Source organism: Stieleria tagensis (genome assembly GCF_024129865.1).
Taxonomy (GTDB): domain Bacteria; phylum Planctomycetota; class Planctomycetia; order Pirellulales; family Pirellulaceae; genus Stieleria; species Stieleria tagensis.
The window spans coordinates 105,126-130,778 of the sequence record NZ_JAMYFE010000030.1 but is presented as its reverse complement, the minus strand read 5'-3'; the positions used below and the strand labels follow the sequence as shown (position 1 = coordinate 130,778).

Here is a 25,653-nt window from a genome sequence, read left to right as displayed (position 1 = left end):
CGCCAGACACTCAGCTATATTTCACCGTAACGTTGGACGGCGGCAATCAGTGGCCCGTGTGTCACCTGGGCTGTACGTCCTCCGCCTACACAATTCAATGCGTCGCTCCACGACGACTCTGAGATCTGGCTTTTTTAAAAGCCGAATAGGTTGATTCGCCTTTTTCTCTCCGATCGGTTTGCTTGACAGCCAGCCATTGAACGCGAGCAGAAACTTGACGGTTCCCGGCGATGATTTTATCCAGACGTCTGGCTAGCGAAAACGGAAAGGAATGGACCTCTCTGCGACCAGTTTCGCAGCGTTTCCTAGATACCTAAACCCTGAAAGATCGCACCAGTAGATCGCACCAGCCAGAGGAAATGGCAGCTTGCAAGGCGACCGGTGTCGCCCGTGACAGTTCGATCCCATTCGTATGCTTGGGCATCCACCGCTAGAAACCCTGACAGGATTTCCCACAGCGACCGATGCGCAGACCAGAGAGCAGTTTTTAGTTCCGATGAATTTCGGATTCGTCGACACCGTGTTGTCGACTCACAAGACAAGTTGGTTTGGCCCCTCGCGGAATAATCTCCGCAGCTTCGCGAAGCGGGTCCTTTATCGTTCCATCCTGCGGATTCTTCAAATGAGAGCCGGCTCACCGCGGTTAACGCACGACTGAATGCCGGCCCTCTCTGGACAACACATGGCGAAAAAGAAACGGTCCCCGCGTCGCGGCCCAAGCTCCAACGGACAATCCGGTGGCGGCGGAGGCAATGGTGGTGGCGGAGGCAATAGTGGTGGCAGCAAGCCTCGCTCAAGACGGCGACGTCGTGGCGGTGGCGGAGGCGGCGGTAACGGCGGGCAAAACCAAATCGATCGCGAGCCAGCCGATATCCCCAGCGACGCGCCGCTCGAAGAGTGCGATGGGATCTTGGAATTGCATCCCAACGGCTACGGATTCCTCCGTAGCAGAGACAACAACTACTCCCGCGAACGCAGCGATCCGTTTGTTCCGGGGACCATGATCGAACGCTTCGGTCTGCGTCAGGGCGTCTTCATCAAAGCCATGATGCAACAGGCCAAACGACAGCAAGGACCGCGGATCCGCGAAATTTTGGATGTCGATGGTATCGCACCCGATGCCTACCCCGATGTCAAAGCGTTTGAGACGCTGACGCCAATCAACCCCGAAGAATGGTTGAAACTGGAATGCGGCCAACGCCCGGTTACCAACCGCGTGATCGACCTGCTCTCACCGCTGGGTAAAGGACAGCGAGCCCTTATTGTGGCTCCGCCCCGCAGCGGCAAGACGATCATGCTGCAAGACATTGCCAACGGAATTGCCACCAATCACCCCGATCTCAAAATGATCGTGTTGCTGATTGACGAGCGTCCCGAAGAAGTCACCGATATGAAGCGTAATATCGCTGGCGGTGAAGTCGTTGCTAGCAGTTTGGACATGGACGTTGAAAGTCACGTCCGTCTGAGCCAATTGGTGATCGACCGCGCACGCCGGCTAGCCGAATTGGGCCAAGACGTCTTTTTGATGCTCGACTCGATCACCCGCTTGGCACGCGCTTTCAACAAATGGGTAGGCCGCGGCGGACGCGGGGGTGCCACCATGTCCGGTGGTCTGGACATCAAAGCGATGGACATCCCCAAGAAATTATTTGCCACCGCCCGCGCCTTCCAAGAAGGCGGTTCGCTGACCATCGTCGGCACGGCGCTGGTGGACACCAACAGCCGAATGGATGACGCGATTTTCCAAGAGTTCAAAGGCACCGGTAATATGGAACTGGTGCTCGACCGACGCTTGGCCGATCGACGCGTCTGGCCGGCAATCGACATCAGCCAATCGGGAACACGTCGCGAAGAACTGCTTCATGACGAAGAAACCTATGAAGCGGTGACGATGCTGCGGCGAACACTCTCCAGCATGCATCCCTGTGATGCGATGGAACAACTGACCAAACAGCTCGGTCGTTTCGAAAGTAACGATGAATTCATCAAGCTGATCAGCGGCGCCAAGACGTCTCTCTAACCAGGCGTATCAGATCTAGCGTGATCGGCACTCAACAGAGTAAACTGCCGGTCAGCTGATCGGAGGATAAGCGAATTGGTGAGCGGCCTCACTGGAACTGAGGTACCCCGTAAGGGGCTGCGGGTTCGAGTCCCGTGTCCTCCGCTAAATAGAAAACGCCCCGCGAAACCTTGTGTTTTGCAGGGCGTTTTTTTTGTTCCGGAGTCGAAAGACTCGGCTCTACGACTGAAGTTTCGCTGCCTCAATGAGAGCTTCGACTTCCAAGACTTGCTCGTGCGGCACGCGATTACGCCGATATTTATTCGACAGGACTTCGTGCAGGCTCTCGAGATCTTCCAGCGGAATGACCGGAAACGTGGTCCACTCCGTTTCCGACTTCAGCCGGGACCGAAGCTGCCATTTTCCGCCGTGCCTGGAGGCGGTGACCAGACGAGTCTCACCCTCGTCGGTGTTCTCGCGCCATTCGTGTTTCTTCATGATTCTCGGAGCCTGAAGGGTCTGAGCCCCAAAATGCATCGTTCTCGTCCGCAGCACCCTCCCTGGCAGTCAAAAATCGTACCAATCCGGCGATTCACTCGCTAGCCACTCTCGCAGCCAACTCTTCTAAAGTGCCCTCACCGATCAAAGCTTTCGCGCGTGGAAGATAGGTGCCGCCAGCTTGCGGAATGGGCAGCGTTGTGAACAAACTCTTGGGGGGACTGGTGAGCCGGGTGACCGCATCCTGAGCCGATTCGTCAGGTTGAATCCGAACCGTGGAGTTGAGCTGTTTTTCACCGTATTGGTAGCTTCGATTGTAAATCGGTTTTCCGTCCAACAGCATCTGGCTGGTGACAGTTGCGGGAAGATAAGTTGCCTCGGCATCCCGGCTGACTTTCAAAAAATCTTTGAGCCTGATTTTGACAGGCGATCCAATCGTGCTGCTAAGTCGAATCTGAAGCATGCCGTTTGCACCGAGCGTGTACCCACGATGTTTGAGTGAGCTTTGAAGATGCTCTTTCACTTCCTGGGTGTGGTGTTTCAGCCCTGTGACATCCACGGTGGCGACCGCGTCCTGAGGAATCTTGATTGCATTTGATGTGTCAATCGACGCCGCACCGGCCAGTTGCTCGGGCCTCATTCGCACCCAATCAAGTGTGGCGGTCGTCCCGGATCCCGACAAAAAACCGATCGTATTCTCGTCGAACTGCAGTAACGGTTGACGATCAAACGGAAAGCTCCAAATTGGCAACCCGCTTTCTAGATCGACGATGCTTCCACCTGTCAAAACCAAGTATCGCTGTCCGATCCATGCCAGTCCCATTTCCCCGCTGTTCCCACTGGTCAGCCCGTAGGAATGTATGACTTCGCCACTGGACAGATCGTAAACCTGGCCACGTCCTACACCGGTCACAGCAAGCCGTGATCCCTGGGGATCGAATGACAAATTAATCACCCTCCAACCATCGGTCTGAAAACGATGGGTCGCCTGATAGGTCTCCGTATCAAATACAACAATTGTGTCTTGGCCGACTTTGGCAGCGACATGCTTTCCATGCCCGCTAAGCGTGCAGCCATGCCCGTTGGAAAACCGCGCCAAAATCGTTTGCTTCTGCAGATCCCAAAGCTGGATCTCTGCACTTGTTTCAATCAACAAACGGTTCGCGGGCAGATGATGCTGCTGTGCGATGCTATCCGAATAGGGTAGCCACGCGTGATTCGCGGATCCCTTGATGGTCGTTTCGTCTGGATTCAGCGGGACGCGCATGAAAGCAGCGGTGCCGTATTTACTGAGAAAGATCGCGGACTGTGCATTCTCGGTGATTCCCGCGAAATTCCAGCTAGTCAGGATGTTCCAGCGGGGAAGTGATCCATCCAATGGGACCACGGTCACGGTGTGCGCAGCCGACGCGAAATTAACAGGATCGATTGCGACATATTGCATGGCTGAATCGAACCTCGCTTGCATTGGGTTTCCAATTCGTTCTCCCGTGACAGAGATCGGTTTTGGCAGTGGAATTGATTTCCCATAGTTTGGAATCGGATCTGGGTTGAACGGAACGTTTGCAACGGGTGCGGTTTGCAAGTCAATCACCGCTGCCGCCGCACGCAATTGGTTCAAGTCGGGCAATACCGGAACCGCTTCTGCCTTCGTCGAGTTCATTCCACCGGCACCGGTTGGGGAGGGATCGACTGCGGGCGTCTCCTGTGACGACTTGGTTGCAACCGATTCATTGTCGATCACCGCTCGCAATCGAAGCTTGTCTACGGTGACCCATTTGTTCCAACTCTCGGACCACTTGTCGAACGTGATGAAGTACTTGCCGGGTTGGACGTTTAGTATTTCTCCTGGATGCCAGGCTCCGGTGGAGAAGATGTCGACTTTGGTGCCGATGGGAAAATCACCGACCATCGCCTTGTATTTCTGGTAGGCCTCGTGGAGGTACTTTTGATCGCGCTCGCTTAGTTTGGCGATTTCGATGGTGATTTCCTGGCCGTCAGTTTTCTGCAACTTGACATGCGTCTCATTCAGGTTGGTGATCGTCGCTTTGATCCGGAACTCGCCCGATAGATCGGTAAAGAATCGCTGCGAGGGGCCTTGCGCGATTGCCATCAAGGGAATCATCGATGCAAAAACGAACACGCGAATCGAAATCTTCAGCGTATTGGCAGCACCAGCCGTTGCGGGGCGATTCGTGTCGCCGCGACAGGTGGTTGCGAAACAAAGTGGTGAAATGATTCGATTCAGTGATTTCATTTTCCAGGACTCCTTTGAATGAACGGCCCATGGCAAATCATCTGGCGAGATTCGTCGTGCCGTGGACCAAAATCATAGCTGAAATAACAGGCCGGATTGGCATGCTGTTTGCCTCCTTGATCGGAGCAACTCCGATCGTCTCTCACAGCAACCAACGACCCGCACAAACCGGACTCACCGATGAAAGGAAAACTCACCGCGGCCTGTGCCTTTGCCGCCGCTCAATTTTTTGTAGTGAACTCAGTCGCAAATGCTCAGCAATCGAAAACTCCGCCATCGCTTCCGGATCAGACGTACATGCCCGTGGTGATTGAAAAGCCATTCGCTGAAACGATGATGCAGGATGCTGGTCAAAAAGAATCTGTGATGCAGCAGCAGAACCGGCTGCTCGAATCTCGCTACGACTTGAGTGACAACGCATCTGAACTGATGATGTCGGGCGGTCGCAAAGCAGTGCAGCGGGCAGTCCGCGTGAGACTACCCGATGGTCTTTCTTGGACCGAGTTGGCCGAGATGACACCAGCGGCGATCAAGCAAAAGAATTTATTTCCGATGGGTTTTCGCCCACTTCCGCACACCAAGCATGCAGTCGGCGGACAGGTTTTCCCGGAGGATCAGATCAAAGCGATTCAAGACGCAGAATCACGGAGTCTGGAACGGTTTGACGTCGATTTCGACTTGCCAACGCACCTGACGCCAGAATTTCCGCCCCCTATCTTTTTGTCAACACGGCCCGACCTGGGCGATGTTTCGCAGGGCAACGTGTTGTCGATCAAGAACTACTACAGTTTGATGAAAGGCAAACTGACTCCCGTCCAACTGGAAGGTTTGCGGTTGCTGCTAACGCCGTTTCCACAGCAGCAATTTAACCAGACGGAGGATCGTAAAGTGAAGGATCCCAGTTTGGGAGTCGCCTGTCTTGATTGCCACACCAACGGGCACACGAATGCCGCGTTCCATCTGAATCCTGACACGCGACCGCAGGCGGCGCGTTTTCGGTTGGACACCGTCAGCCTGCGCGGCATGTTCAACCAGCAGATTCATGGATCGAAACGTTCGTTGCGCAGCGTCGAAGACTTTACCGAGTTCGAACAGCGCACCGCCTACTTTGATGGTGACCACGTGATCGCCGCCAAAAAGGGTGTGCACCTGCCTAACCGCTCCGATGCCGTTGCCATGATGGCTCAGATGCAGAACATGCTGGACTTTCCATTGGCGCCAAAATTAGATGAATTCGGCAAGCTGATTCCAGAGAAAGCGACCGAGTTGGAACTGCAAGGGCAGGAAGTGTTTTTCGGAAAAGGTCGCTGCGCTGAATGCCACGAACCGCCCTTCTATCTAGACAACAAGATGCACGATTTGCATTTGGAACGGTTCTATGCACCGGAAAAAATTCAGGGGCAATACAACATCGCAGACGGCCCGATTAAGACATTCACTTTGCGTGGCATCAAAGACTCGCCACCGTATCACCACGACGGTCGCCTATTGACTCTGGAGGACACGGTCGAATTCTTCAACCTGGTCACTCAAGTGAAATTAGGTGACAACGAAAAACAGGCGCTCGTCGCCTTCCTGCGCTGCCTGTAGTGCCGATCAGCCCGTGCCCCTTTTGGCCACCACGCGCCGAGCGAGTGGCACGGGTTGTTCTGTCCTTGGAGAACTTGCTCTGAAAATTTGCGCCATCTCCCGCGAATAAACGTGCCGTTGATTTCGGTCGACGATTTCCCTGTTACACTTTTTGTCGCTGTCGCCAAGCCAAAAGACCAGCTGGATCGGATTCCAGGGACATCAGGCAGTGCTGTCGGACGAATCGTTGCGCACGTTTTAATTTCATGGGAACCAAATCATGCTCCAGCGCAAATGTTTACATGAGTCACTAGCTGTGTCGAACATCGCCTTGATGTTCATTGCAGTGTGGACTCTCGTTTCGCCGTCGATTCTGCTGGCCCAAACCCAGGACCAGGCACAGAAAGTTCGTTTAGGAGCAAAGCTCGCTGAACTACGGCGGAAACATGACGTGCCGGCGATGGCAGTGGCGGTCGTGAATAAACAAGGGCTGGTGGAAGCCGAATGCTCGGGAGATCGAAAGCGCGGTCAATCAGACAAGGTTGAATTGACGGACCGATTTGCGATTGCTTCCAACACCAAATCGATGACCGCGACGTTGGCGGCTGTGTTGGTGGAAGCTGGGAAAATCGATTGGACAACAAGCATTGGCGAAGTTTGGCCGGCGGCCACGGATGACCATATTCACCCGCAGCTGAAAGCTGCCACGCTCGACGATCTGTTGTCTCATCAAAGCGGTTTACCGGCCAACATCAGCGACAGCTCGGCACAGGAGTGGCCCAGTTTCTTTCGCGAAGAGATCGCCCCTGCATTGGAACGACGTCGAATGCTCAGGATCGTGCTTCCTAAACCGCCCACGAATCCTCGCGGTCAATTCTTGTACTCGAATTTGGGTTACGCGGTTGCGGCCGCCATGCTTGAGACGCGCGCGGGCGAATCCTACGAATCGCTGATGAAAAAACATGTGCTCGGCCCGCTACAAATGCAATCCGCCGATTTCCGCTCTCTGGAATCAGCCAAACGACTGACACCGCCGATGTTGTGGGGGCACCAAGCCGATGGCACGCCGATCGATCCCCGATTGCCGGGGGCGGAGAACCCAACGGTTTACGCCTCGTGCGGAACGATCCACGTCTCGATTGAAGACTATGCGAAGTACGCGCGGTGGCATTTGGCCGGTCAGCCGACTCCGGTGCTGAAAACACGCGATGCATTCGATCATCTGCACAAGCCGCTTGTCGATTCGGCCCCTGGCGAACAGTACGCCTGCGGCTGGATTTGCGCGCAAACTCCGCTCGGTCCGGGATGGAACCACGCGGGAAGCAACACAAACTCGTTTGCACTGATTTGGATTGTTCCCGAATCGGACTTCGCAGCTGTCGTTTGCACCAACTCTGGTCAACCGCAATCGTTTGCCGCGTGCAACGACATGATGAATCATCTCTTTACAACGCATGCACCGGACGCAGGGAAGGTGACTCCGGAACGTCTGGTAGGCCGATACCAGCTCGCCCCGACTTTTATTTTCGACGTGAGCTATAAAAACGGACGGATGATGGTTGGGATCACAAACCAGCCGACGCAGGAGGTGTTCGCAGATTCGCCGACAAAATGGTCTTACCGTTCGGTCGACGCCACGCTGGAGTTTCATCTTCGATCCAAAGGATCTGCTTACGCACTGACACTCCATCAGAACGGAGCCGCACAACGGGCCAAACGGATCCGCGACTAGCGATCAGGAATCACCGCTTTCGAGGGTCTGGCGAAACGACCGCCATTTTGCGATGCGACGACTGAAATTTTCGACACGCTTGCTACTGTTGGTCGTGGCCTTGGCCGCAATCGGTTTGATGTTCGTTCGTGATCGGATCAACCATTACGAGCGTGTCGCGCGCGATGTCGAATCGTTGAAGCGAATGCATTTCGTCGTGGACATGGAGACTGGAAGCGACCACTTCTTTGCCCGTTTTGCTCCAGAATTTGAGGGGTTCCCAACCTACATTCGCCTCTATGCAGATCCGTTGGCTTCCCAAGAGACAGACGAGGTGCTTGAAATTCTGAAACGCAATCCGTCCATTGAGAAACTGATGGTCCACGTGACCATCAGCGAGAAGGATGCAGCCAGGTTGCTGCCATTGCGGTTGCAGAGCCTGGGGATCTCCCAGACAGCAATCGGTGACAGACTAAACGTAAAAGCATCACCAACTCTCGAGTGGCTCTCTTTTCACCGCACCCGCCTAAACGACAACAGTCTACAGTCGCTCGGCCCGTTGCCTTTGCTAAAACATCTTGACCTGACACGTACCCGAGTCTCGGACAGGTCGATCGAGTACCTGGCTAAACAACCATCGCTTAAAAATGTCATTCTGCGGCGATGCAAGGTGACCGCCGAGGGAGCGGAGAGGCTTCGTCATCTACGGCCGGATATGAAGGTCCGGTGGGAACCGCTCACTCGGCGAAAGTAAACGACTGGTGCGTCCAGATTTAAATGACGCACCGCTAGCTACCTATCAACGGCTGATGAATCATCCGGTTTAGGCGGCGGGCGACGCTCGTTTCTGAGCGGTGCTTGGCTGAGCGAGATCGATCATCACGGCGGCCGATTGTCGACGGAACTGGTTGAATCGATTTCGAAAGTAAGACCATGCCAAACGTGCGGTCAATTGATTGGGGCGAAAGAATGCGGTCACCCGGTAACGCACGCGGTCGTCGGCAAATCGCACCAGCTGGAAACGTTCTTCGCCTTGCTCGGGGTGCGCCGGCAACGTTCCAAATGAATAACCAAATCGGCAGTCGCTCGACGAGCATTCGTCGATGACGTCGATAATCCGGCACGCCGCCAAGGCCCACAATCCCATCACGTTGGCTCGAATGGCGATGTCGTTTCCAGCCACAATCGCCGTCGTTGATGGCACGGCTTCCACCCAACCGACACGAAAGTGCTGCCACGACTGCATCGCAGAGCGCGCGGCTTGGAAACATTGTTCCCCGCGCCCGAGTTCAACTTCAAAGCGATCGTAGTCATAGCCGCGCGGAAATCCGCCGGACGTGCGTCCCACGTCAGGGTAATTGAAATCCAGCTTGGATTGCCGCGCTAAAAACTTGGCAACGGTTGCCGCCGATGGCTTGATTATTGACAGCATTCAAACCCACTCAACTGATCGATACCTGTTTGTGATTTCAGAGTTCGTTTGACGAAAATTCAGAGCAAAACGCATGCCGTAATCTAGACGAGGGATCGAGGAGAATACCGCGTAAAAAATCATTTCGCCCCCGTCTGTCGGGCCGTCTGGTTGCAGCCCTGTGTGCGTTGGGCCGAACCGACTGCGTTTGGAAGTTAGCGTTTTCGATGACAGCCAACGGGCGTTGCCCCCATGCAATATCATGCAACGTTCCCAACCCCTCTGCCGACCCACGAGACTTGAGCTGCCCCGCCATGACCATTCGAAATGACCGATTCTTTGCCGCTGGTTTTATGGTTCTGATGCTGACGATTGGGGTGTGTGGATCCAGCGTCTTGCGGGCCGAGCGGCCGAACGTGGTGATGCTGCTGGCCGATGATTTGGGTTACCAAGATGTGGGCTGCTACGGGGGGCCGGTGCAAACGCCGAACATCGACGCACTTGCGATCGGTGGAACACGATTCAGCGATTTCTATTCGGGATGCGCTGTGTGCTCGCCGTCACGAGCAACCTTGATGACCGGTCGGCATCACATTCGCGCAGGGGTCTACAGTTGGATCGATGACAAAAGCCAGAAGTCCCACTTGTTGTTGCGCGAAACGACGCTTGCCGAACAGTTGCGGTCAGCCGGATATTCGACCGCACACGTCGGCAAATGGCACCTCGGTTTGCCCACTGAAACAGTCGACAAACCGACACCCGATCAGCACGGATTCGATCATTGGTTTGCGACCTGGAACAATGCGTCGCCCAGCCATCGCAATCCTGACAACTTCATTCGCAACGGAAAACCAGTCGGCCAACTGCAGGGCTATGCCTGTCAGCTAGTTGTCGACGAAGCGGTGGCTTGGTTGGATCAACGTGAGACGGCCAAAAATGAAACGCCTTTTTTTCTGAATGTCTGGTTCCATGAACCGCATGCTCCCATCGCAGCCCCCGAACAGATCACCAACCGCTATGGCGCCACCGATGACAAAGCCGCCATCTATTCCGGCACGATCGACAACACCGATCGTGCGATTGGTCGATTGCTGCAACGCTTGGATGAATTGGATGTGCGAAAAAACACTCTGATCATTTATGCGTCCGACAACGGCAGCTACCGTGATGACCGAACCGGCGGTCTACGCGGTCGCAAGGGCGTCAATTGGGAGGGCGGAATCCGGGTGCCAGGCATCTTCCATTGGCCTGGTGTGATCCAGCAGGATCAAGTTGTCGATCAACCCGCCGGGCTGGTCGACGTGCTACCAACACTTTGTGGGTTGCTGGACATTGCCCCTGTGAGTGAACTGCCTTTGGACGGCAGCGATTTAACGCCTCTATTGACCGGACATCCAGAAGCATTCAAACGCCATCAACCGCTGTTCTGGCATCTGCAAAAATCTCGTCCGATCGTGGCGATGCGTGACGGTGATTACTCTCTGGTCGCTGAACCCGACTATGAATTGTCGACCAGCAATCTGTTTGTCGAAAGCTGGATCCCTAAGATTCGCAGCGGCGGCTACCAAAATTTCCAGTTGTTCAATCTGCGGGACGATCCCAATCAAACGACGAACATCGCGGACGAGAACCCCGAGCTGCTGGGCAAGATGAAGTTCGAATTGCTGCGGATCAATCGCAGCGTGATGTCCGACGGAATCGATTGGTCGTCGCAGTGATTTAAAACGCTCCCCCGCCGCCCATGCCGCCTCCCATTCCGCCGCCACCACTGCGATCAAAACGAAGTCCGTCTTGAATTTGCTGCTGCACATCGTTGCTGACGATTGGCTGCGTGCGATCGGATTCCACCGTGTAGTGATAGTCGTGGTCATAGGCATCACTGCCGAAGCGTTTGGCGGGAACGGTCAGATCCCAGCGCAAGATTCCGGTCGGCCGCCGCATTCGCAGGTACTTGGCATCATCGGAAAGCGGTCCGAGTGAATTCCCGTCGGCAATCACATTCACCGCCGCCGAGTCATCCGAGATGGGGACACGGTCATACAACCGGATCGCAATTTCGGTTGCGTTGTAATTCGACACGACCAAACGGTAGGAAAGCTTGGTCAGCCGGTTGCCACCCTGAATCGCTTCTTCTCGGTTCAACAACTCCCGGCGTGTTCGCACTTGCCGATCGGCTCCTAAACCGACCGTCAATTCTCCCCCAGCCGCTGTCGGTGGCAGTGTGGTCTGGCCAACGAACTGACCATCCAGAAAAACCATTGCTTCGCCACCGACCAAACTTTGCCCCGTCTGATTTTCGAGCACGGCTTCGCGATGGGCAAAGCTGCTTAGCAGTGGCGTGACCACTCGGTAGATCGGGCTCGACATCTGGGTATGAAAAATCATGACCGTCTGTTGCTCGGATTGATCGGCGATCCGCAGCCGCCCGGGCACTTGGTAGGTCTCGTCGGCCAGATTGCTGATGGCATCGTCGGCCATTTCGCGTTGCACACCCTGTCGCTGGTTGATCTCTGACACCTGACGAGCGGCTGCCTGTGTGTTGAGTGCGACGTTGCGCTGCCACAGTGCCGCATCTTCCCAACCCGGCAGTGCGTCAAAAGGCGCAGACAAAGGATTGAAATCGATTGATTGTTCGGTTGTTGCAGCACTGGAATGCGCTGTCGTCACCCGCAATGGGACCAAAAGCGGACTGGCTGCTTGCAGATTCGGCACGCCGGTACAGAACGACAATTGAACGTCTTGCCAATCTTCTCCACTGTGCTGCGACACGACGCCTTGAAGTTGAACGTCAAACTTGTCTTGCCCTGCTGGATCCGAGGTGGCCTGTACTGTGTAGCGAGGTTCCCAGGACACGTCATCCACCCAGTAGCTGACACGCAGGCGTCCGCCCCGGGGGGCCGTCACGCTCAAAACGGCATCAAACGTTGGGCGTGTAGCGGATTCTTGCAGCGATTCGGTTTGCTCAAATTGCTGTTGTTGCCGCTGTTGAGTTTGCTGTAAATCCCGGCGTGCGAGATGCAGTTCCTCTGCCAACTTGCGCCGTCGCTGCATCACAAAGTCTGATAATTCGGTGATAGTGGCGACGTCCAGCTTGGATTGATTCAAGCTTTGATTTGTTTTTTCACTCGAGAAGGTCACCAATCGTTCGAGTGTTTCCAAGTCTTGCTCGATGACCGCCACTTTGTGCGCCGCGTCTTGCATCGCAGTCATTTCAGATTGTCGTTTCTGCTGTCGCGGATCAGGCTGGTCCGAGCTTTGTTCAGGCCGGTGGGGAACCACTTGCAACGAATGCACGCTGATCGACGAATCGGATTCCCATTGCAGCGAACGGTCACGATACGTCGGTGGCAGACCGCTGATGTGAATGGTTTGCAGATCGGGATCGGGATTCAATTTCAACTCCCGCGTCACGTTGGCTTGCTGTCGAAACACCGTCACCGACGTGACCTTGCTGTCGACCGGTGTTCCGAGCGGAATCTCATTGGCGGCAAAAGTCGGGCCACTGACAAGCAAGTAGCCGGCCACACTCAGTGAACCCAAGACAATGGTTCGGCCAAGACAACAACGAATATCCAATGACATATTTGACACCTAGAAGCTTGTCGGACTGTTGCAAAACGATACATGCGATGTGCATCACTTCACTGCGATCGAGAGTGTGATCGCAGTGTTTTGCCGGTCTAATCGATGAAACGCATTCGGCATACCAATTGCGTTGTCATCGACCGTCTTCGAGTTCAAAAAAGTGTCCGCAGGAACTGTTTCTGATGTTCAACTCGCAATGGAATCAACGCCCCCACCGGCAATCGAACCTTCGCTTCAGAGGCGTGTGTCCAGTCGTGTTGGTTTTATTTTTGATAGCGGGATCTGTCCGAGTCACGGCGCAATCGCCATTCAGACTTGGGCAGTGGCTGGACTATGACAGTTCCGTTTCGGGTGATGTGACCAAACCAGGTGGTGCGGTGGTGTCGTTTCCCTGTGACCCGCTGATGACCGCTCGGCAGGAACATCAAATCATGCAGGTGCTACAACGTGAATGCCAGCCCGACTGGAACCCAGGAACGACCATTAAAGAACTGGCGGAATCACTCAGTCAGCATCTTCCTGTCTCGATTGATCAACGGAGTCTGGAAGAGATCGGACTGGACATCGACGTAGAAATTGATTCCGTCAGATTGTTCGATGTGGGCGCCTTGGACCCTCACGCTGCGACGTCTGAGAAGCAGAAATGGTGGCAGCAAACTGGCACAATACATGCAAATCAAAAACCGCGTGGCGTGATGTTGGTCACTGCTGTCATGGAACGACTGCATTCAGTCGACCTGACCCTGCAGATTTGCGACGGTCGGCTGACGATTCTGACCCTCGAATATGCCGAATCAAGGCCGGTCACGCGCGTCTACGATGTCACACCGATTTCGACCGATGACCAATCTCTGGCCGAATTGATCATACGGATGATTGATCCTGCTGGCTGGGAAAAACTCGGCGGAGAATCGACGATTCAACCGATCGCAGTTCGAGGTCGACGGTGGTTGTTGGTCTCGACGATGACGACGACACATTGGAAAGTCCAACGTCTGCTTGATCGAATCAACCGCTAACAGACGGGACGATTCAAATGGTTCTCCCGGATCTGGCAATGTTATTGATGGAGTTGCTCGTCGATGGTTTCGTTTTGCGCACGCGTTCCCAATGCGCCCCACAGACCATAGGGACTGGGGCTACCGGCGGCCCGAGGTCCACTGCCATCGTAGATCACTGTGCCCTGATCGCTGTCACCGGATTCGATGGAGTCGGTCATGAAGACCACCGCGCCGTCACCCATGACCACATGCCCGCCGCCCTGATGACGACTGGACATCGACAACATCCCGATGCCAGGTTCTGTCGGTGACGAATCGGCGCTGGCCAGACAACTTTCGCGGTTCGGTGGCAAGATCGTGTTGAAACCACTGTAGATTGGCGCGCCGTCGGCCCAGCGGGCGCCACGTTTTTGACCGTCACCGCCCAACGAAGATGGCCCACCCTGGGCGTTAGACAACCAGAATCTGGGACGCTGGGGATCAATTTGACTTTGACAGGTTTGCGGAGCGTCGTGAATCACTGCCCAAGGATTTCCATAGGATGCCGCAGTTCGATTGTCGCCATCAGCCAGATCTGTCGCGATCTCACCTGCCATGATGGTGTTGCTCAGCCCGTCCAACACATCGTCAAAACGCATCACTTGGCGAGGTATGAAAAAGCCACGTCCTGAAACGCCAACTTGATCTGTTCGGTCGGTCAGCCATTGCCGGCTGGTTTCATCCCAACGTGTGGCTCCGGTGTTCAACCAATCGGTGGCGTCCCCCAGACACAACGCCACGTTGGTTCGCCCCAGCGAAGGACTTCCTTGGCCCGGATCGGAGGGACAGCGAAAGAGAGGAATGTCGGATTGCCAGGGGACGAACTCAGCCGTCCAGGGCGGAGGTCCCATGGGTGCAAATCGGCTGCCACGATGACCGGGCGAACCGCCCGCTTGGATGGATTCCCACATTGATTGTTGTTCGACAAAGGGCAGCAGGCCGACCAGAACGCTTAACCGATACTGATTTGTAAACGATTGACGACCACGATTAGGATTTGAACCGAATGCATACGTTCCGCCCATTTGCATCGGCAGTTGTTGATAGGCCGAGTGATAGTTGTGGATCCCCAGCCCCACCTCGCGCAGGTTGTTGGAGCAACTCATCCGCCGCGCCGCTTCGCCAGAACTGCGCACCGCAGGCATCAGCAATCCGACCAACACGCCGATCACGACGATCACCACCAAAAGTTCGACCAATGTGAATCCGAATCGGACGGTGTTGCGGTGCATGATCAGTTCTCTGGGGATGGGTAGACATCAAACGGGGGTTCGGCACACGAATTTTCATGACGCGGAGGGTGAACCAGTTCGTAAATCGCCAACGGCACCAGCCAGCTGGCCCAGGCGTTGATTCGATAGGTCCATTCCGATTCCAAATCGGTGACGATCATCAGTCCGGCCACGATTCTTAGCAGCAGCGGCGACCACAGCAGGATGTAACATCGCTGTGCCCAGCGTTGGTGATCCAAAAATCGTCTGGACCGCGCTGTCGCGGCGGCGGCCACCACTGTGACGGCTAACAGCAGCGACTGAGCCATAAACCCAATCTCAGCGATCGGTCCGGCATAGGCCTGGAGTGCCATCACCAAACCGCTGGGAACCACGATCAACAGCACCAGTATCAATTGCGTCTTGCCCAGCCAGCGATGGATAACGGACCAGCCCGGCCTGCCACCGCTAAGAAGCAGAACGGTACCCAGCAGCAAACTGGTCGGCCCGCTGGCCAAATGGGCGTAAAACGCGGCCCGATAGATTCCCACAAACGTGTAGCGGCGACCGCTCAAGAACGGCGAGGCATCGAAGTCAGCTGGGAAATACCAGCGGTATTGATACAGAATCGCCAAGAAAACTTTTAGTGACAGGATCACCGCGGCGCACACGGCGATCTGCTTCAAGCGCAAACGCAATCGCGGCGCAGAACCGTCGACCGAGCGTGGACGTGGGGGATCGGTAGAGGAAGCGATCTGGTCCACCGAACTTCCGGCAGGGCCGGTCCTTCCATCGTGGATTCGTTGATTCAGACGACAAGTTGACAAGCGGTCACACTATCAATTGTACGCGAACGCGGCAAAGTGGTTCGGCGGGGGATCGAGTGCATCGGTTTCCCAACAATTTAGCCACAATCGTCCTGCAACAAATCGCGATCGATTGTTACGTTTGATGACGTCCGTTGCTGTATTCCGGCTCGCGTGTCGGCAACCTGGCGACGGGGTCACTTCCAATCCATTTCAGTTCAATATGAACCAACCCAATTCTCCGCTGCACAGTCATCCCCAACACGTCTCATTGAGCGAATCAGTCGAACCGCCAGAGCCCGATTTTGATGTATCGGAGTTCGAGCGCAATTTGGTCGTCCGACCGATGCGGATTGATGATTACGAAGCATTGGTTCAAATCCAACGGCGTTGTTTCGTTGACATGGAACCCTGGGGCCTCGACCAGATCCAAAGCCAACTCAAGCATTTTCCGGAAGGCCAAATCGTCATTGAATTCGATGGGCGTTTGGTCGCCAGCAGCAGCAGTTTGATGCTGGACTATGACGACGATCTGGAGTGGTGCAATTGGAAAAAAACCGCGGATTCGGGGTACATCCGCAATCACCGACCCGGCGGTGACACACTGTACGGGATCGAGATCATGGTCGATCCAGATTTCCGCGGGATGCGATTGTCACGTCGCTTGTACGATGCCAGAAAGGAGTTGTGCCGGACCCGCAACGTCGAACAAATGATCATCGGCGGACGCATTCCCGGATACCATCGGCATGCCGACCAGATGAAAGCGTCCGAGTACGTCGATCGGGTGATCAACAAATCGATCTACGATTCCGTGTTGACCGCCCAGATCGCCAACGGATTTTCACTGCAGGGGTTGCTGGAAAATTACTTGCCGTCGGACACTGAAAGTTGTGGTTATGCGACGTTCTTGGAATGGCGCAATCTGGATTACACGCCCCGAGGCAAGCGGCGGCACCGGCGGACGGTGCGTCCGGTTCGCATCGGTGCGGTGCAGTACCAGATGCGCTCGATTGCCGACTTTGACGAGTTCGCCCGACAGATCAGTTACTTCGTCGATGTCGCCGGCGACTACAAATGCGATTTCTTGCTGTTTCCCGAATTGTTCACGACCCAGTTGTTGTCGATCATGCCCTCGCTGCGGCCCGGCGCGGCGGCACGAGAATTGGCCGCCTACACCCCGCAGTTGCTGGAGTTGTTTGCCGACCTAGCGGTCAAGTTTGACACGAACATCGTCGCCGGATCCCACTTCGTCGTCGAAGACGATCGGCTGTACAACATCGCGTTCCTGTTTCACCGCGATGGCCGAATCGATCGTCAGTACAAGCTGCACATCACGCCCAGCGAGCGGCATTGGTGGGGCGTCGAAGGTGGTCCGTCGTTGGAGGTGTTTGATACCGATTGTGGCAAAATCTCGATCCAAGTCTGCTATGACTGCGAGTTTCCCGAACTGGGTCGAATGGCAGCCCAGCGTGGTGCCGACATTATCTTTGTGCCCTTCAACACCGACACCCGCAGCGGCTACCTACGGGTGCGAACCTGTGCTGCGGCGCGGTGCGTGGAAAACGATGTCTACGTAGCCATTGCCGGGTGCACGGGGAACCTGCCGTTTGTCGAAAACGCCGACATTCACTATGCCCAATCCGCGATCTTCACACCCTGCGATGTGACGTTCGCTCGCGACGGAATTGGTGCCGAAGCCAACGCCAACATCGAAACCGTGATCATCCACGACGTCGATTTGGAATTGCTGCGCCGCCATCGCGAGCGAGGTAGCGTTACCAATTGGAAAGACCGCCGCACGGATTTATACGAAGTCAAATCATTGCGAACGCAACCCTGAGACCGCCAATCGTAGGCCAGGTGCAACCTGGCGCGTGTGGCGATAGAAATCGCGATGCTGCGCGAGGGATTGTTTCCTAGCGCGACGCGTGAGTATTGAAGTCGCGCTTTCGCCAGCCCGGAGGGCGATACACGAAATGCCGGCGGCATGAGCCGCCGGAGTAGCGTGGATTTTGTTCCCAGCCCGGAAGGGCGGCACATGGTTTCACGCAGCGCGGAATCATTGTGTCGCCCTGCGGGCTATGGGGTTCATCTCCTTCAGTGTCCGGCGACTGACGTCGCCGGCAGTCATTTTGTCGCCCGCCGGGCTTTAAAAAGCGCTGGCTTCAAAACGCTTCAGCAACGGATTCTGCGATGATCACGCACTGATTTCATCGCGGACGCGTTCCAGCAGGGCCTTGGTCTTTTTGATCCCGTCGAAGGAATCACCGCCGCCTTCGAATTCGATGCCGACATCGCCCGAGAAATTGAATTTTGGGTCGCAAACAATGTTCAGCATTCGTTTGTAGTCGATGCTGGTCTCATTGCCATCCTCGTCAAAGGCATGGGTTTTTGCACTGGCGCCTTTGGCATAGGGCATCAATTCATAGGTACCCAGATAGCGGTCGTACTCCAGCGGTCCTGTCACCGGGCCCGACGCATTGTTTCTGCCACGGCCACCGGCGACGTTTCTAAAATTGCCGAAATCCGGCAAGGTGCCGCAGCGTGGGTGGTCGACCTTTTCCATCACACCGGCCAACCAGCGGCCGTGGCTGGACAAGCCACCATGGTTTTCGACGATCACATTCAAATCATAGGTGTCACCGATCTCGCACAGGCGGCGCAACCCGTCGGCAGCCAATTCCATCTGTTCATGGTACCCCAGTTTGTCGTCCGAGCGCGCGTTGACGCGAATCGAATGACACCCCAGTGCTTGGGCCCACTCCAACCATTTGATGTGGTTTCGTACGGACGTGATGCGACGTTTGGTGTCCGGGTCACCCAAGTTGCCTTCGCCGTCACACATGATCAACACACTACGCACACCTTCGTCATCGGCACGCTTTTTGAGTTCTTGCAAATAGCCAGGCTTGTGAACCGCGTCGGCGTAAAACTGATTGACGTATTCGATGGCGTTGATGCCAAATTCCTGCTTGGCAATTTTAGCAAAGTCTTGGGGATCGAGTTTCTGCGTTTCAGCGCCACGCTGCCGGCCAAGAAATCCAAAAAATTGTCGGTTCAACGACCACTGGGCCAACGAGATCTCGAACAGCGGTTTCGCGGCGTCCTGTTGAGCAAACGAGGGACGGGCCAATGCGACACCGGCCGTGGTCAGCGCGGCGCCGCGCAAAAATTGTCGACGTGCAATCAAATCAATCATCTTCGTTGTCTCGTGGTATTGGTGGGTCGCGGGGCGCTGGGGCGATCAAGATGTCGGATCGACCGAGCGATCCACAACATTCAAACCCGACTGGTTTTTCGGGAAGGCAATATCGTTAGCCACCGCGATTGCCGTCGCAACCATTTTGTGCGGTTACGCGTCGGTTTTACGAAAATCGACCGCGTTGTGAGAGAAAGCGGATCGCAACAGCCGTCCAACGAAGGTTTGGCGGGCGTTGATAGCGAGGCCTAGTTGTGATTGTGATCACCCATCAATTCCGATAGCGGCAATCGCTGCAGACGAGCATACAGTTGGTCTGTCGGCAGCGGGCGCTCGGCCGTCACAGCCAATGCCGCCGCAATTTTTTGCCACTGATCATCCAGTGCCTGCAATTCCGCTGGTTCGATGCTACCGTTTTTATCGGCGTCGATCTGCTTCCAGCCCAAGCACACGGCGATCGCACGAGTTTGTTGGTCCAATCGGCTACTTGCGCTCGCGAGCGCTTCGCCCAGCGAAACACTGCCGTCTCGATCGGTATCCATCCGGGAAACGAATCGTGGCAGTTTGGTGGCAACGGGCGTGTCCGCAGAGCCGTCCGTTTCGCTGGCCGTGGCGACCGCATACTCTTGTGCCGAAACCAATCCGTCGCCATCGGCATCCCGTTTGACCCAATCGGTCAGTTGCCGTGAAAGCTCTCTGGCAACCGGTTCGCTCAGTTCGCTGCGTTGCAGTTTGCGATCGCGATCGGTGTCCAGCGAAACTAGGAAAGCGGCATCCAGACTGACGCTGGAAGCCCGGCCACCACCGTGTCCACCGCCACCGTGCCCACCACCACCGTGCCCGCCGCCGCGGTTTCCACCGCCGCCGCCCATTCGGCTGCGTAGTTCTTCCCAGGCGGTGGCGTATTCTTCAAAGGTCACTTTGCCATCGTTGCTGGCAGGTTGACCTTGCATGTAGCCGTTGATTTCATCTTTTTCCCAAACGCCGTCGCGGATGGTGTCACGCGCATCAAACCGCTGTCGGGTTTCTTCGACGGACGTTGGTGGAGCGTGTCCTCCACCGCCGTCACTGTCGCCTCGGCCCGCGCTGCCAGCGTCGCCACCACGACTACCGCGGGCTGCACCGCCCCGACCGCGACCACCACCGCCGGCTTGCTGGCCTCCGGCACCACGTCCTGCACCTCCGCGTCCCCGTCCGCCGGAGGCGTCAGATTGGGAAACAGTCCCGTATCCAAAACCACGCAGCACCGCCACGACTTCTAACAGCGATGCAGAATCCGATCCGTTAGACAGCTGATTGAAACCGTCCCACAGGTTGTCGGAAATTGCATCGGCATGCGATTCCAATTCCACCACTAGCGGCTTGGGGATATCCAACGCAGTCTTTGGCGATGCGTCGTTCGCGGTAGCGGCAAGGCTGGCAGAGAGCGGCAGGACGAGCATGCCAACGAAACGTATGATTGAACGCATCAAAAAGACTCCGGGCTGAAAAAATATGATTGAACAGAAACCGCTGGCTGAATCGAGTGACCAGGCTGCGATTGGCGTCAGGGCCGGGCGAGAATGGCCACGCTGGACTTAACTGGGGCGGATAAAGTGGTCTTTGGCGCTACGTTCAGCGAGGATTCAGCAGCAGGCTCCGCTGCGGCGCTCCCGCGTCCCCCACGGCCTCCTCCACCACCCCCACGACCACTTCCGAGTGTGAGTTGGTCGTGCATCCCGATCGCCATGATGGCTGCAAAGACAACGCTGGCGACCAGCACGCCGCCGCCCAAGATGCGTGTTCGTTTGACCTGCCACCACATGAACAAACCGGAAATGCCCCAGAACACCATCGAGACAAACATGGCATCGACCAACAGCGCCCAGACCCAGCGAATGTCGTAGTCGGGCGAGTACATCCGGGCCAGGTGCAATCGCTGCAAGAAGGATTTGGTTTCAATTGTCGGCCGCTCGTCCTCGCGCAAACTGCTGATCCCGCCACCGGCCAGACTGTAGGTCACGATGCAGGGCACCCCGTCGGCTTCGGCTGAAAACACGACACTGGCCGATCGCCGGCCGGAGAACGCCTCACCGGATTCGAGCCCCAACTTTTCCAGTAACACGGGAACTTGATCTTGAGCATCTGACAGCGCGTTGGTCGGTAGATTGACACTGCGGATCGCCGCGATCGGATTGGGTTTCAATTCCTGTTGCTCGGCATCCGAATCGACGGTGACAAAGCTGGTGCGAATTTCGCCGTTGCCTGTGACCGGATTGATCGAAACTTGATGCGTCGATTTGTCCGCGTTCACCGTGTAGCTTAGGAAACCGGTGAAACGGGGCTGACGCGACTGAGTCAAGCTGATTTCGGGGCCGCCGATCATGAACGACTCCAGATTCATCTCGTCCACGACCGACTGCGCGGTCTCGGCCGCCGTGGGCAAATTGCCCAGCAAATCGCTATCGACGTCCGCTGCGACAAACGCGGTCACCTGATCGCCGGTGAACATTCGCGGATGATTGAAGAACCAACCTGTGAATCCATACAGCAACACCCAGGGAAACATAAAAATTCCCGAGTACAGGTGCACGCGGCGAATCATCATCAACGTCGAGCGACCCATTTTCCCAGCCAGAGTCTTCTTCTTTGGCTTGCGTTTGGGTTTGGTCGCCGGCGGGACAGTGGTTGACGAGATTGTCTGGTCGGTGTCAGCAGGCGGGTCGATCGTGGTCGCCATGGTCTTGGTTCACTTGAAAAAGGACGCGAACAATGCGCTAAAATCTTGATTGAATAGGCGACTCAGATTTCGCCAATCACTTCCCGTCCCTTGGTTGTCCAAAGCGAACGGTATGTTTCCAGTTCGATACTGTCGGTGATGAAGTGGACGCTTCCATCAGCCATCGAAATCATCACGCCGCCGGTGTGATTGCTGCGCGGACCGGTCGCTTGGTAGGCGCGAATGCTGAGGTCGGGCAGCGGATGGTTGGGCGTGTACCAACCGTTGATCGAACCACCACTGCTGCCGAATCCAGAAATCCAATTGGCCCCCCGGGTACCACTCCAACTGGTTTGCGAGGCAACAAAGGTCAACGGGTCTGTCGCCATCACCGAATCGCGAAACGCTCTCATGTCTTCGACGTCACGTCCCGATCCATTGGCGACAAACTTGTGGGACACTTGATAGGGCACCGTGGATTGGTCGAAACCGTCGCCTTTGAGCGTTTCAGCCAACACGATCGTGGTCGAGGTGCCATCGAGAATGTCACGAAAGCGTGTGGACGAATTGCGCCAAAACAATCCGTCGGTTTTGTCGCCATAGTCGACGAAGTTGTCCGTGCCCGTGCCGACGTTGACGGCATAATTCAGTCCGGCATGCTCCCATTCATAGCTGTTGCGCCCACGTGTGTAGACCACCACTTTTTTGGCTTCCACATCGTCACTGGGACAGATGAAGAACGGAACGACTGTGGCCGCAGCCTGGTCGTTCGGCGAGTTGAATCCTTCGGCCGACGCGGCGCGACCCAGTCCGGCGCCATAGTTGATCAAATCATGCAGCCCCGATTGCTCCGCGTAAGGAAGTAACTGTGATTGAACGCTCCAGCCGTTGTCGATGGCGTCACCAATGCCAGGAAACCGCTTGAATGCGGAATGGTAGTTCTGTAAGGCCAACGACACCTGTTTCATGTTGTTGCTGCAACTCATCCGCCGCGCAGCACTACGAGCCGCTTGCACCGCCGGCAATAACAAGCCGACCAAAATTCCGATGATCGCGATCACCACCAGCAGTTCCACCAAAGTGAAACCGCTTGTTCGAGCCTGAAACGTTCGGCGACCAGCTGGGCGGTCAAGTTGATCGCTCAATGCGTTGTAAAAAAGAGGGCAAGACACAGTGGGGGGGCTCCAGAGTCGGACACACGGGGAACAACAGTGGTGTTCAACGTGAACACGACCTGTCGGAACCGAACGTGGCTGGCTGAGGAATGACACTGCCGCGAGAAACGGCAGGAAACCCTGCTGGCTTGCTTCGTTCGCAATTACCTGCTGTTGCGAATCAATCTCAACAGGAGTATGTTGAACGGATCGCTGCGACGCAAGAGGGTCGCGACACAAAGTCCAGAAGTCTCTTTACCGCAGATGGTTTGCCCCCGAAATGATTGGCCACGACGACGAAAAACCCGCCGGGCAATCGCCTGAGTCCGCGGTTTCGCTGCCGAAAATCATTCGGTTCGAAGAACTCGCGCGCTGTGGCAACGAGGTTTGGATCGAATTTGATGGGCAACTCTACCGGTTGCGGCGTACCCGTCAGGGGAAATTGATCCTGACCAAATAGTAGGCCGGGATACCGTTGGAGTTCACGCTTTAGCGCGTCGGTCACAATCGATGTTTCCCAACGACCCAAGCGCAACGTCAAAGCTGACGCGTCGCGTTTGCGATGAGGGCGCGACCGCGTTCAGTTCGCAGCGGCCAAATTCTGTTGAATCAATCGCACCAGAGTGTCTGACGATTCAACCGCACCGACGGTGGTTGACGACGGAAACATCAACTTGGGGATCGTTCCCGCACCGGCTTTCTTGTACAGCGCCACGTGTTTCGAGATGTAGTCGCTGGGGGTATTGCTGTTGAGCATCGACTGTAGCTTTTGACCGTCGACAGTGGCCATGGCTTTGGACAACGCCTGAGAGTACGACGGCTTTGTCTCGAACAACCAATTGTGGAACGATGGGAATTCGTCTCGTTGGACCGCCCAGACTGCAACCGCCAGCTTGGCGATGGAACAGGCTTCCGCATGACTGGCGTGGGTAGCGGTCACGGTCGGGTTGCATTTTCGATCCAAGGGCACAGGCAACATGATCACCGCCAGTCGATCGCCCATCCGTTGCCGTGCCGATTCCATCGCCGCGTGCGTCCGCTGGCAATGCGGACAGGTGTAATCGAACAGTTCGACGAAAACCATCTCGGCGTCGGGTTTGCCGACAATCGGCCAAGAGTCGGTTTGCAGCTTGATGTTGTTTAACACCCGCACGGTTTGTGGTGCGGCCGCTTGAGGCGCGGGGTCGGCGCTTCCGCTGTCCGCTGTCGTTTGCTGCGCACCGACCGTGACTTGGCCAAGCAACAGCGATGCCGGGTTGGCGATCGCAGCGATCAGCGTTTCGGTTTCCAGCCACAGTTGCGAGGTCTGGAAATCAGCCGGCACTGCGGGAGCCTCAAACAACTCGGTCGCGGCCTCGGGGGCTTCGAACATCATCGATTCCTCGGTGCCCGACTCACCCGCTTGCGTGGGGGGACTGTCGTAACGAATGGTTTCAAATGTCTGCGGAGCCGCGTTCAAGCTTTGCAGCCCGACCAATCCGACGACCGAGACCAACGCTGCGATGGCGGCACCCTTCAGCCGGGGCGCGGTGACCGGGCGTGTGAGCAATACCATTACCGCCAGTGCGATTCCGCAACTATGTGCGACCAAACAGTACGGGCACAGATGCTGCAACCAGAACACCTGCAGACCTATGAACCAGATCGCTGCCGCCGCTGCGGCGAGTGCGGCAAATGAAATCCCGGTCCAACGCCACTCATTCCCCCGCCAGCTGGTCGGCCGAAACAGCAGTAGGCTGATGATGGTCAAATGCGTCGCCATGGCCGGCAAACTAACCGGCACCGACAGCACGGTCGACCAGCGACTGTGCAGAACATGCCCGCAATCAAAGACACTGCCACCGCCGCAACCGGCTACCGGCGACGACGTCAGCGAAGCCCAAGCGAGGTAGCCGCTGGTTGCCAGAGCCAGCGTGCTGCAGACCAGCATCGCCCACCAAGCCGCACGATTCACGGTCGGGTTGCCGGTGGCAATCGCAGTGCCGTGATCGGCGTCCATCCCACCTCGTCGCGAAAGAGACCAGTTGGAATCGGTTAGATGATGCAGATTGCTGGTGGACATGGGGGTCGTTCCGGGTTGTATGGTCCGGGCTAAATGAGAGGGCAGAGTGAAATACTCAGCGAGATGATGGCTTCAAAGCGCATGGCGTGCCGAACCCGCGAAAAAAGCGAATCATCCGATTTTCCCCCTCAAACTCTATTCTAACTGCTTGGCAATTGAACAACCAACGACCACGCTGATTCAATCCGCGCCAATTGCGAAAAAGATGTTGTTGGTTTGCCGGTCAGGACAGCGGCGTTGGTGGCCGGGGTCACCGGGACAACCCTTTCGAGCTTCTCCGATGGGCCGCGAGCCGGGCCCGCTGCCGCAAATGGCATGATGTTTGCATTAACTAAAAAATGTTTGTATCAGTCAGAAGTGACTTCGGGCGAGTCGCTCGAGCAGAGCCAAGCAAGGGCAGTGGTTACTAGCCGATCAGCAAAGTGGCCCCTACAACGACACATCAGGAGA

At 56.0% G+C, this 25,653-nt stretch carries 19 protein-coding genes and 1 tRNA gene; 9 read left to right on the top strand and 11 right to left on the bottom strand.

Annotated elements, in window-relative coordinates:
- Positions 1–682 precede the first annotated feature (682 nt).
- Together rho and NHH03_RS06125 are read left to right on the top strand one after the other, a co-directional pair.
- Positions 683–2,020 (top strand): transcription termination factor Rho, encoded by a 1,338-nt coding sequence (gene rho / locus NHH03_RS06130; protein ID WP_253154920.1) that lies wholly within the window; start codon positions 683–685, stop codon positions 2,018–2,020.
- Positions 2,021–2,081: 61 nt separating this feature from the next.
- A tRNA-Ser gene (locus NHH03_RS06125) sits at positions 2,082–2,164 on the top strand.
- Positions 2,165–2,239: 75 nt separating this feature from the next.
- On the opposite strand, the gene NHH03_RS06120 is transcribed toward NHH03_RS06125, so the two are convergent.
- Positions 2,240–2,497: a hypothetical protein gene (locus tag NHH03_RS06120; RefSeq protein WP_253154872.1), complete on the bottom strand. Its 258-nt coding sequence runs from the start codon at positions 2,495–2,497 to the stop codon at positions 2,240–2,242.
- 94 nt (positions 2,498–2,591) lie between these two features.
- Positions 2,592–4,754 carry an SHD1 domain-containing protein gene (locus tag NHH03_RS06115; protein ID WP_253154871.1) on the bottom strand — a complete coding sequence of 721 codons (2,163 nt, stop codon included), beginning with the start codon at positions 4,752–4,754 and terminating at the stop codon, positions 2,592–2,594.
- Positions 4,755–4,934: 180 nt separating this feature from the next.
- On the opposite strand from NHH03_RS06115, the gene NHH03_RS06110 reads away from it, so the two are divergent.
- The 3 genes from NHH03_RS06110 to NHH03_RS06100 all read left to right on the top strand — a co-directional run bounded on the left by NHH03_RS06110 (position 4,935) and on the right by NHH03_RS06100 (position 8,788).
- Positions 4,935–6,344 carry a cytochrome B6 gene (locus NHH03_RS06110; protein ID WP_253154870.1) on the top strand — a complete coding sequence of 470 codons (1,410 nt, stop codon included), beginning with the start codon at positions 4,935–4,937 and terminating at the stop codon, positions 6,342–6,344.
- Positions 6,345–6,657: 313 nt separating this feature from the next.
- Positions 6,658–8,055 (top strand): serine hydrolase, encoded by a 1,398-nt coding sequence (locus NHH03_RS06105; protein ID WP_253154869.1) that lies wholly within the window; start codon positions 6,658–6,660, stop codon positions 8,053–8,055.
- Positions 8,056–8,107: 52 nt separating this feature from the next.
- Entirely contained in the window at positions 8,108–8,788 is a 681-nt protein-coding gene (locus tag NHH03_RS06100) for a hypothetical protein (RefSeq protein WP_253154868.1), read from the top strand.
- Positions 8,789–8,857: 69 nt separating this feature from the next.
- Here NHH03_RS06100 and NHH03_RS06095 read toward each other — a convergent pair whose 3' ends face one another.
- The gene (locus NHH03_RS06095; RefSeq protein ID WP_253154867.1) at positions 8,858–9,466 is read right to left on the bottom strand and encodes a DUF1990 domain-containing protein; all 609 of its coding nucleotides are present in this window, start codon (positions 9,464–9,466) and stop codon (positions 8,858–8,860) included.
- A gap of 293 nt (positions 9,467–9,759) precedes the next feature.
- Between NHH03_RS06095 and NHH03_RS06090 the strand changes: the two genes are divergently transcribed.
- Complete coding sequence (locus NHH03_RS06090; protein WP_253154866.1) at positions 9,760–11,163, top strand: sulfatase-like hydrolase/transferase; 1,404 nt, start codon at positions 9,760–9,762, stop codon at positions 11,161–11,163.
- A 1-nt stretch (position 11,164) separates the two neighbouring features.
- On the opposite strand, the gene NHH03_RS06085 is transcribed toward NHH03_RS06090, so the two are convergent.
- Entirely contained in the window at positions 11,165–13,027 is a 1,863-nt protein-coding gene (locus NHH03_RS06085) for a DUF4139 domain-containing protein (RefSeq protein ID WP_253154919.1), read from the bottom strand.
- Positions 13,028–13,212: 185 nt separating this feature from the next.
- On the opposite strand from NHH03_RS06085, the gene NHH03_RS06080 reads away from it, so the two are divergent.
- A complete protein-coding gene (locus NHH03_RS06080) occupies positions 13,213–14,049 on the top strand; it encodes a hypothetical protein (RefSeq protein WP_253154865.1) in 837 nt (278 codons plus the stop codon).
- A 41-nt stretch (positions 14,050–14,090) separates the two neighbouring features.
- Here the strand turns inward: NHH03_RS06080 and NHH03_RS06075 are convergent, their stop codons facing one another.
- On the bottom strand, positions 14,091–15,302 hold the full coding sequence (locus tag NHH03_RS06075) for a DUF1559 domain-containing protein (RefSeq protein ID WP_253154864.1): 1,212 nt from the start codon (positions 15,300–15,302) through the stop codon (positions 14,091–14,093).
- 2 nt (positions 15,303–15,304) lie between these two features.
- Positions 15,305–15,967, bottom strand: a complete 663-nt coding sequence (locus tag NHH03_RS06070) for a DUF2306 domain-containing protein (protein ID WP_253154863.1) — start codon at positions 15,965–15,967, stop codon at positions 15,305–15,307.
- Positions 15,968–16,433: 466 nt separating this feature from the next.
- Between NHH03_RS06070 and NHH03_RS06065 the strand changes: the two genes are divergently transcribed.
- Positions 16,434–17,930: a carbon-nitrogen hydrolase family protein gene (locus tag NHH03_RS06065; protein ID WP_390895518.1), complete on the top strand. Its 1,497-nt coding sequence runs from the start codon at positions 16,434–16,436 to the stop codon at positions 17,928–17,930.
- Positions 17,931–18,287: 357 nt separating this feature from the next.
- Here the strand turns inward: NHH03_RS06065 and NHH03_RS06060 are convergent, their stop codons facing one another.
- The 4 genes from NHH03_RS06060 to NHH03_RS06045 all read right to left on the bottom strand — a co-directional run bounded on the left by NHH03_RS06060 (position 18,288) and on the right by NHH03_RS06045 (position 23,159).
- Complete coding sequence (locus NHH03_RS06060) at positions 18,288–19,289, bottom strand: sugar phosphate isomerase/epimerase family protein (RefSeq protein WP_253154861.1); 1,002 nt, start codon at positions 19,287–19,289, stop codon at positions 18,288–18,290.
- Positions 19,290–19,537: 248 nt separating this feature from the next.
- A complete protein-coding gene (locus tag NHH03_RS06055) occupies positions 19,538–20,758 on the bottom strand; it encodes a hypothetical protein (RefSeq protein ID WP_253154860.1) in 1,221 nt (406 codons plus the stop codon).
- Positions 20,759–20,835: 77 nt separating this feature from the next.
- The gene (locus NHH03_RS06050; RefSeq protein WP_253154859.1) at positions 20,836–22,008 is read right to left on the bottom strand and encodes a hypothetical protein; all 1,173 of its coding nucleotides are present in this window, start codon (positions 22,006–22,008) and stop codon (positions 20,836–20,838) included.
- A gap of 62 nt (positions 22,009–22,070) precedes the next feature.
- The gene (locus tag NHH03_RS06045; RefSeq protein WP_253154858.1) at positions 22,071–23,159 is read right to left on the bottom strand and encodes a DUF1559 domain-containing protein; all 1,089 of its coding nucleotides are present in this window, start codon (positions 23,157–23,159) and stop codon (positions 22,071–22,073) included.
- A gap of 262 nt (positions 23,160–23,421) precedes the next feature.
- Here NHH03_RS06045 and hemP point away from each other — a divergent pair, with 262 nt between their 5' ends.
- Positions 23,422–23,601 (top strand): hemin uptake protein HemP, encoded by a 180-nt coding sequence (hemP, locus tag NHH03_RS06040; protein WP_253154857.1) that lies wholly within the window; start codon positions 23,422–23,424, stop codon positions 23,599–23,601.
- 120 nt (positions 23,602–23,721) lie between these two features.
- Here the strand turns inward: hemP and NHH03_RS06035 are convergent, their stop codons facing one another.
- Positions 23,722–25,203, bottom strand: coding sequence for a vitamin K epoxide reductase family protein (locus NHH03_RS06035; RefSeq protein ID WP_253154856.1), 1,482 nt, complete (start codon positions 25,201–25,203; stop codon positions 23,722–23,724).
- Positions 25,204–25,653 lie beyond the last annotated feature (450 nt).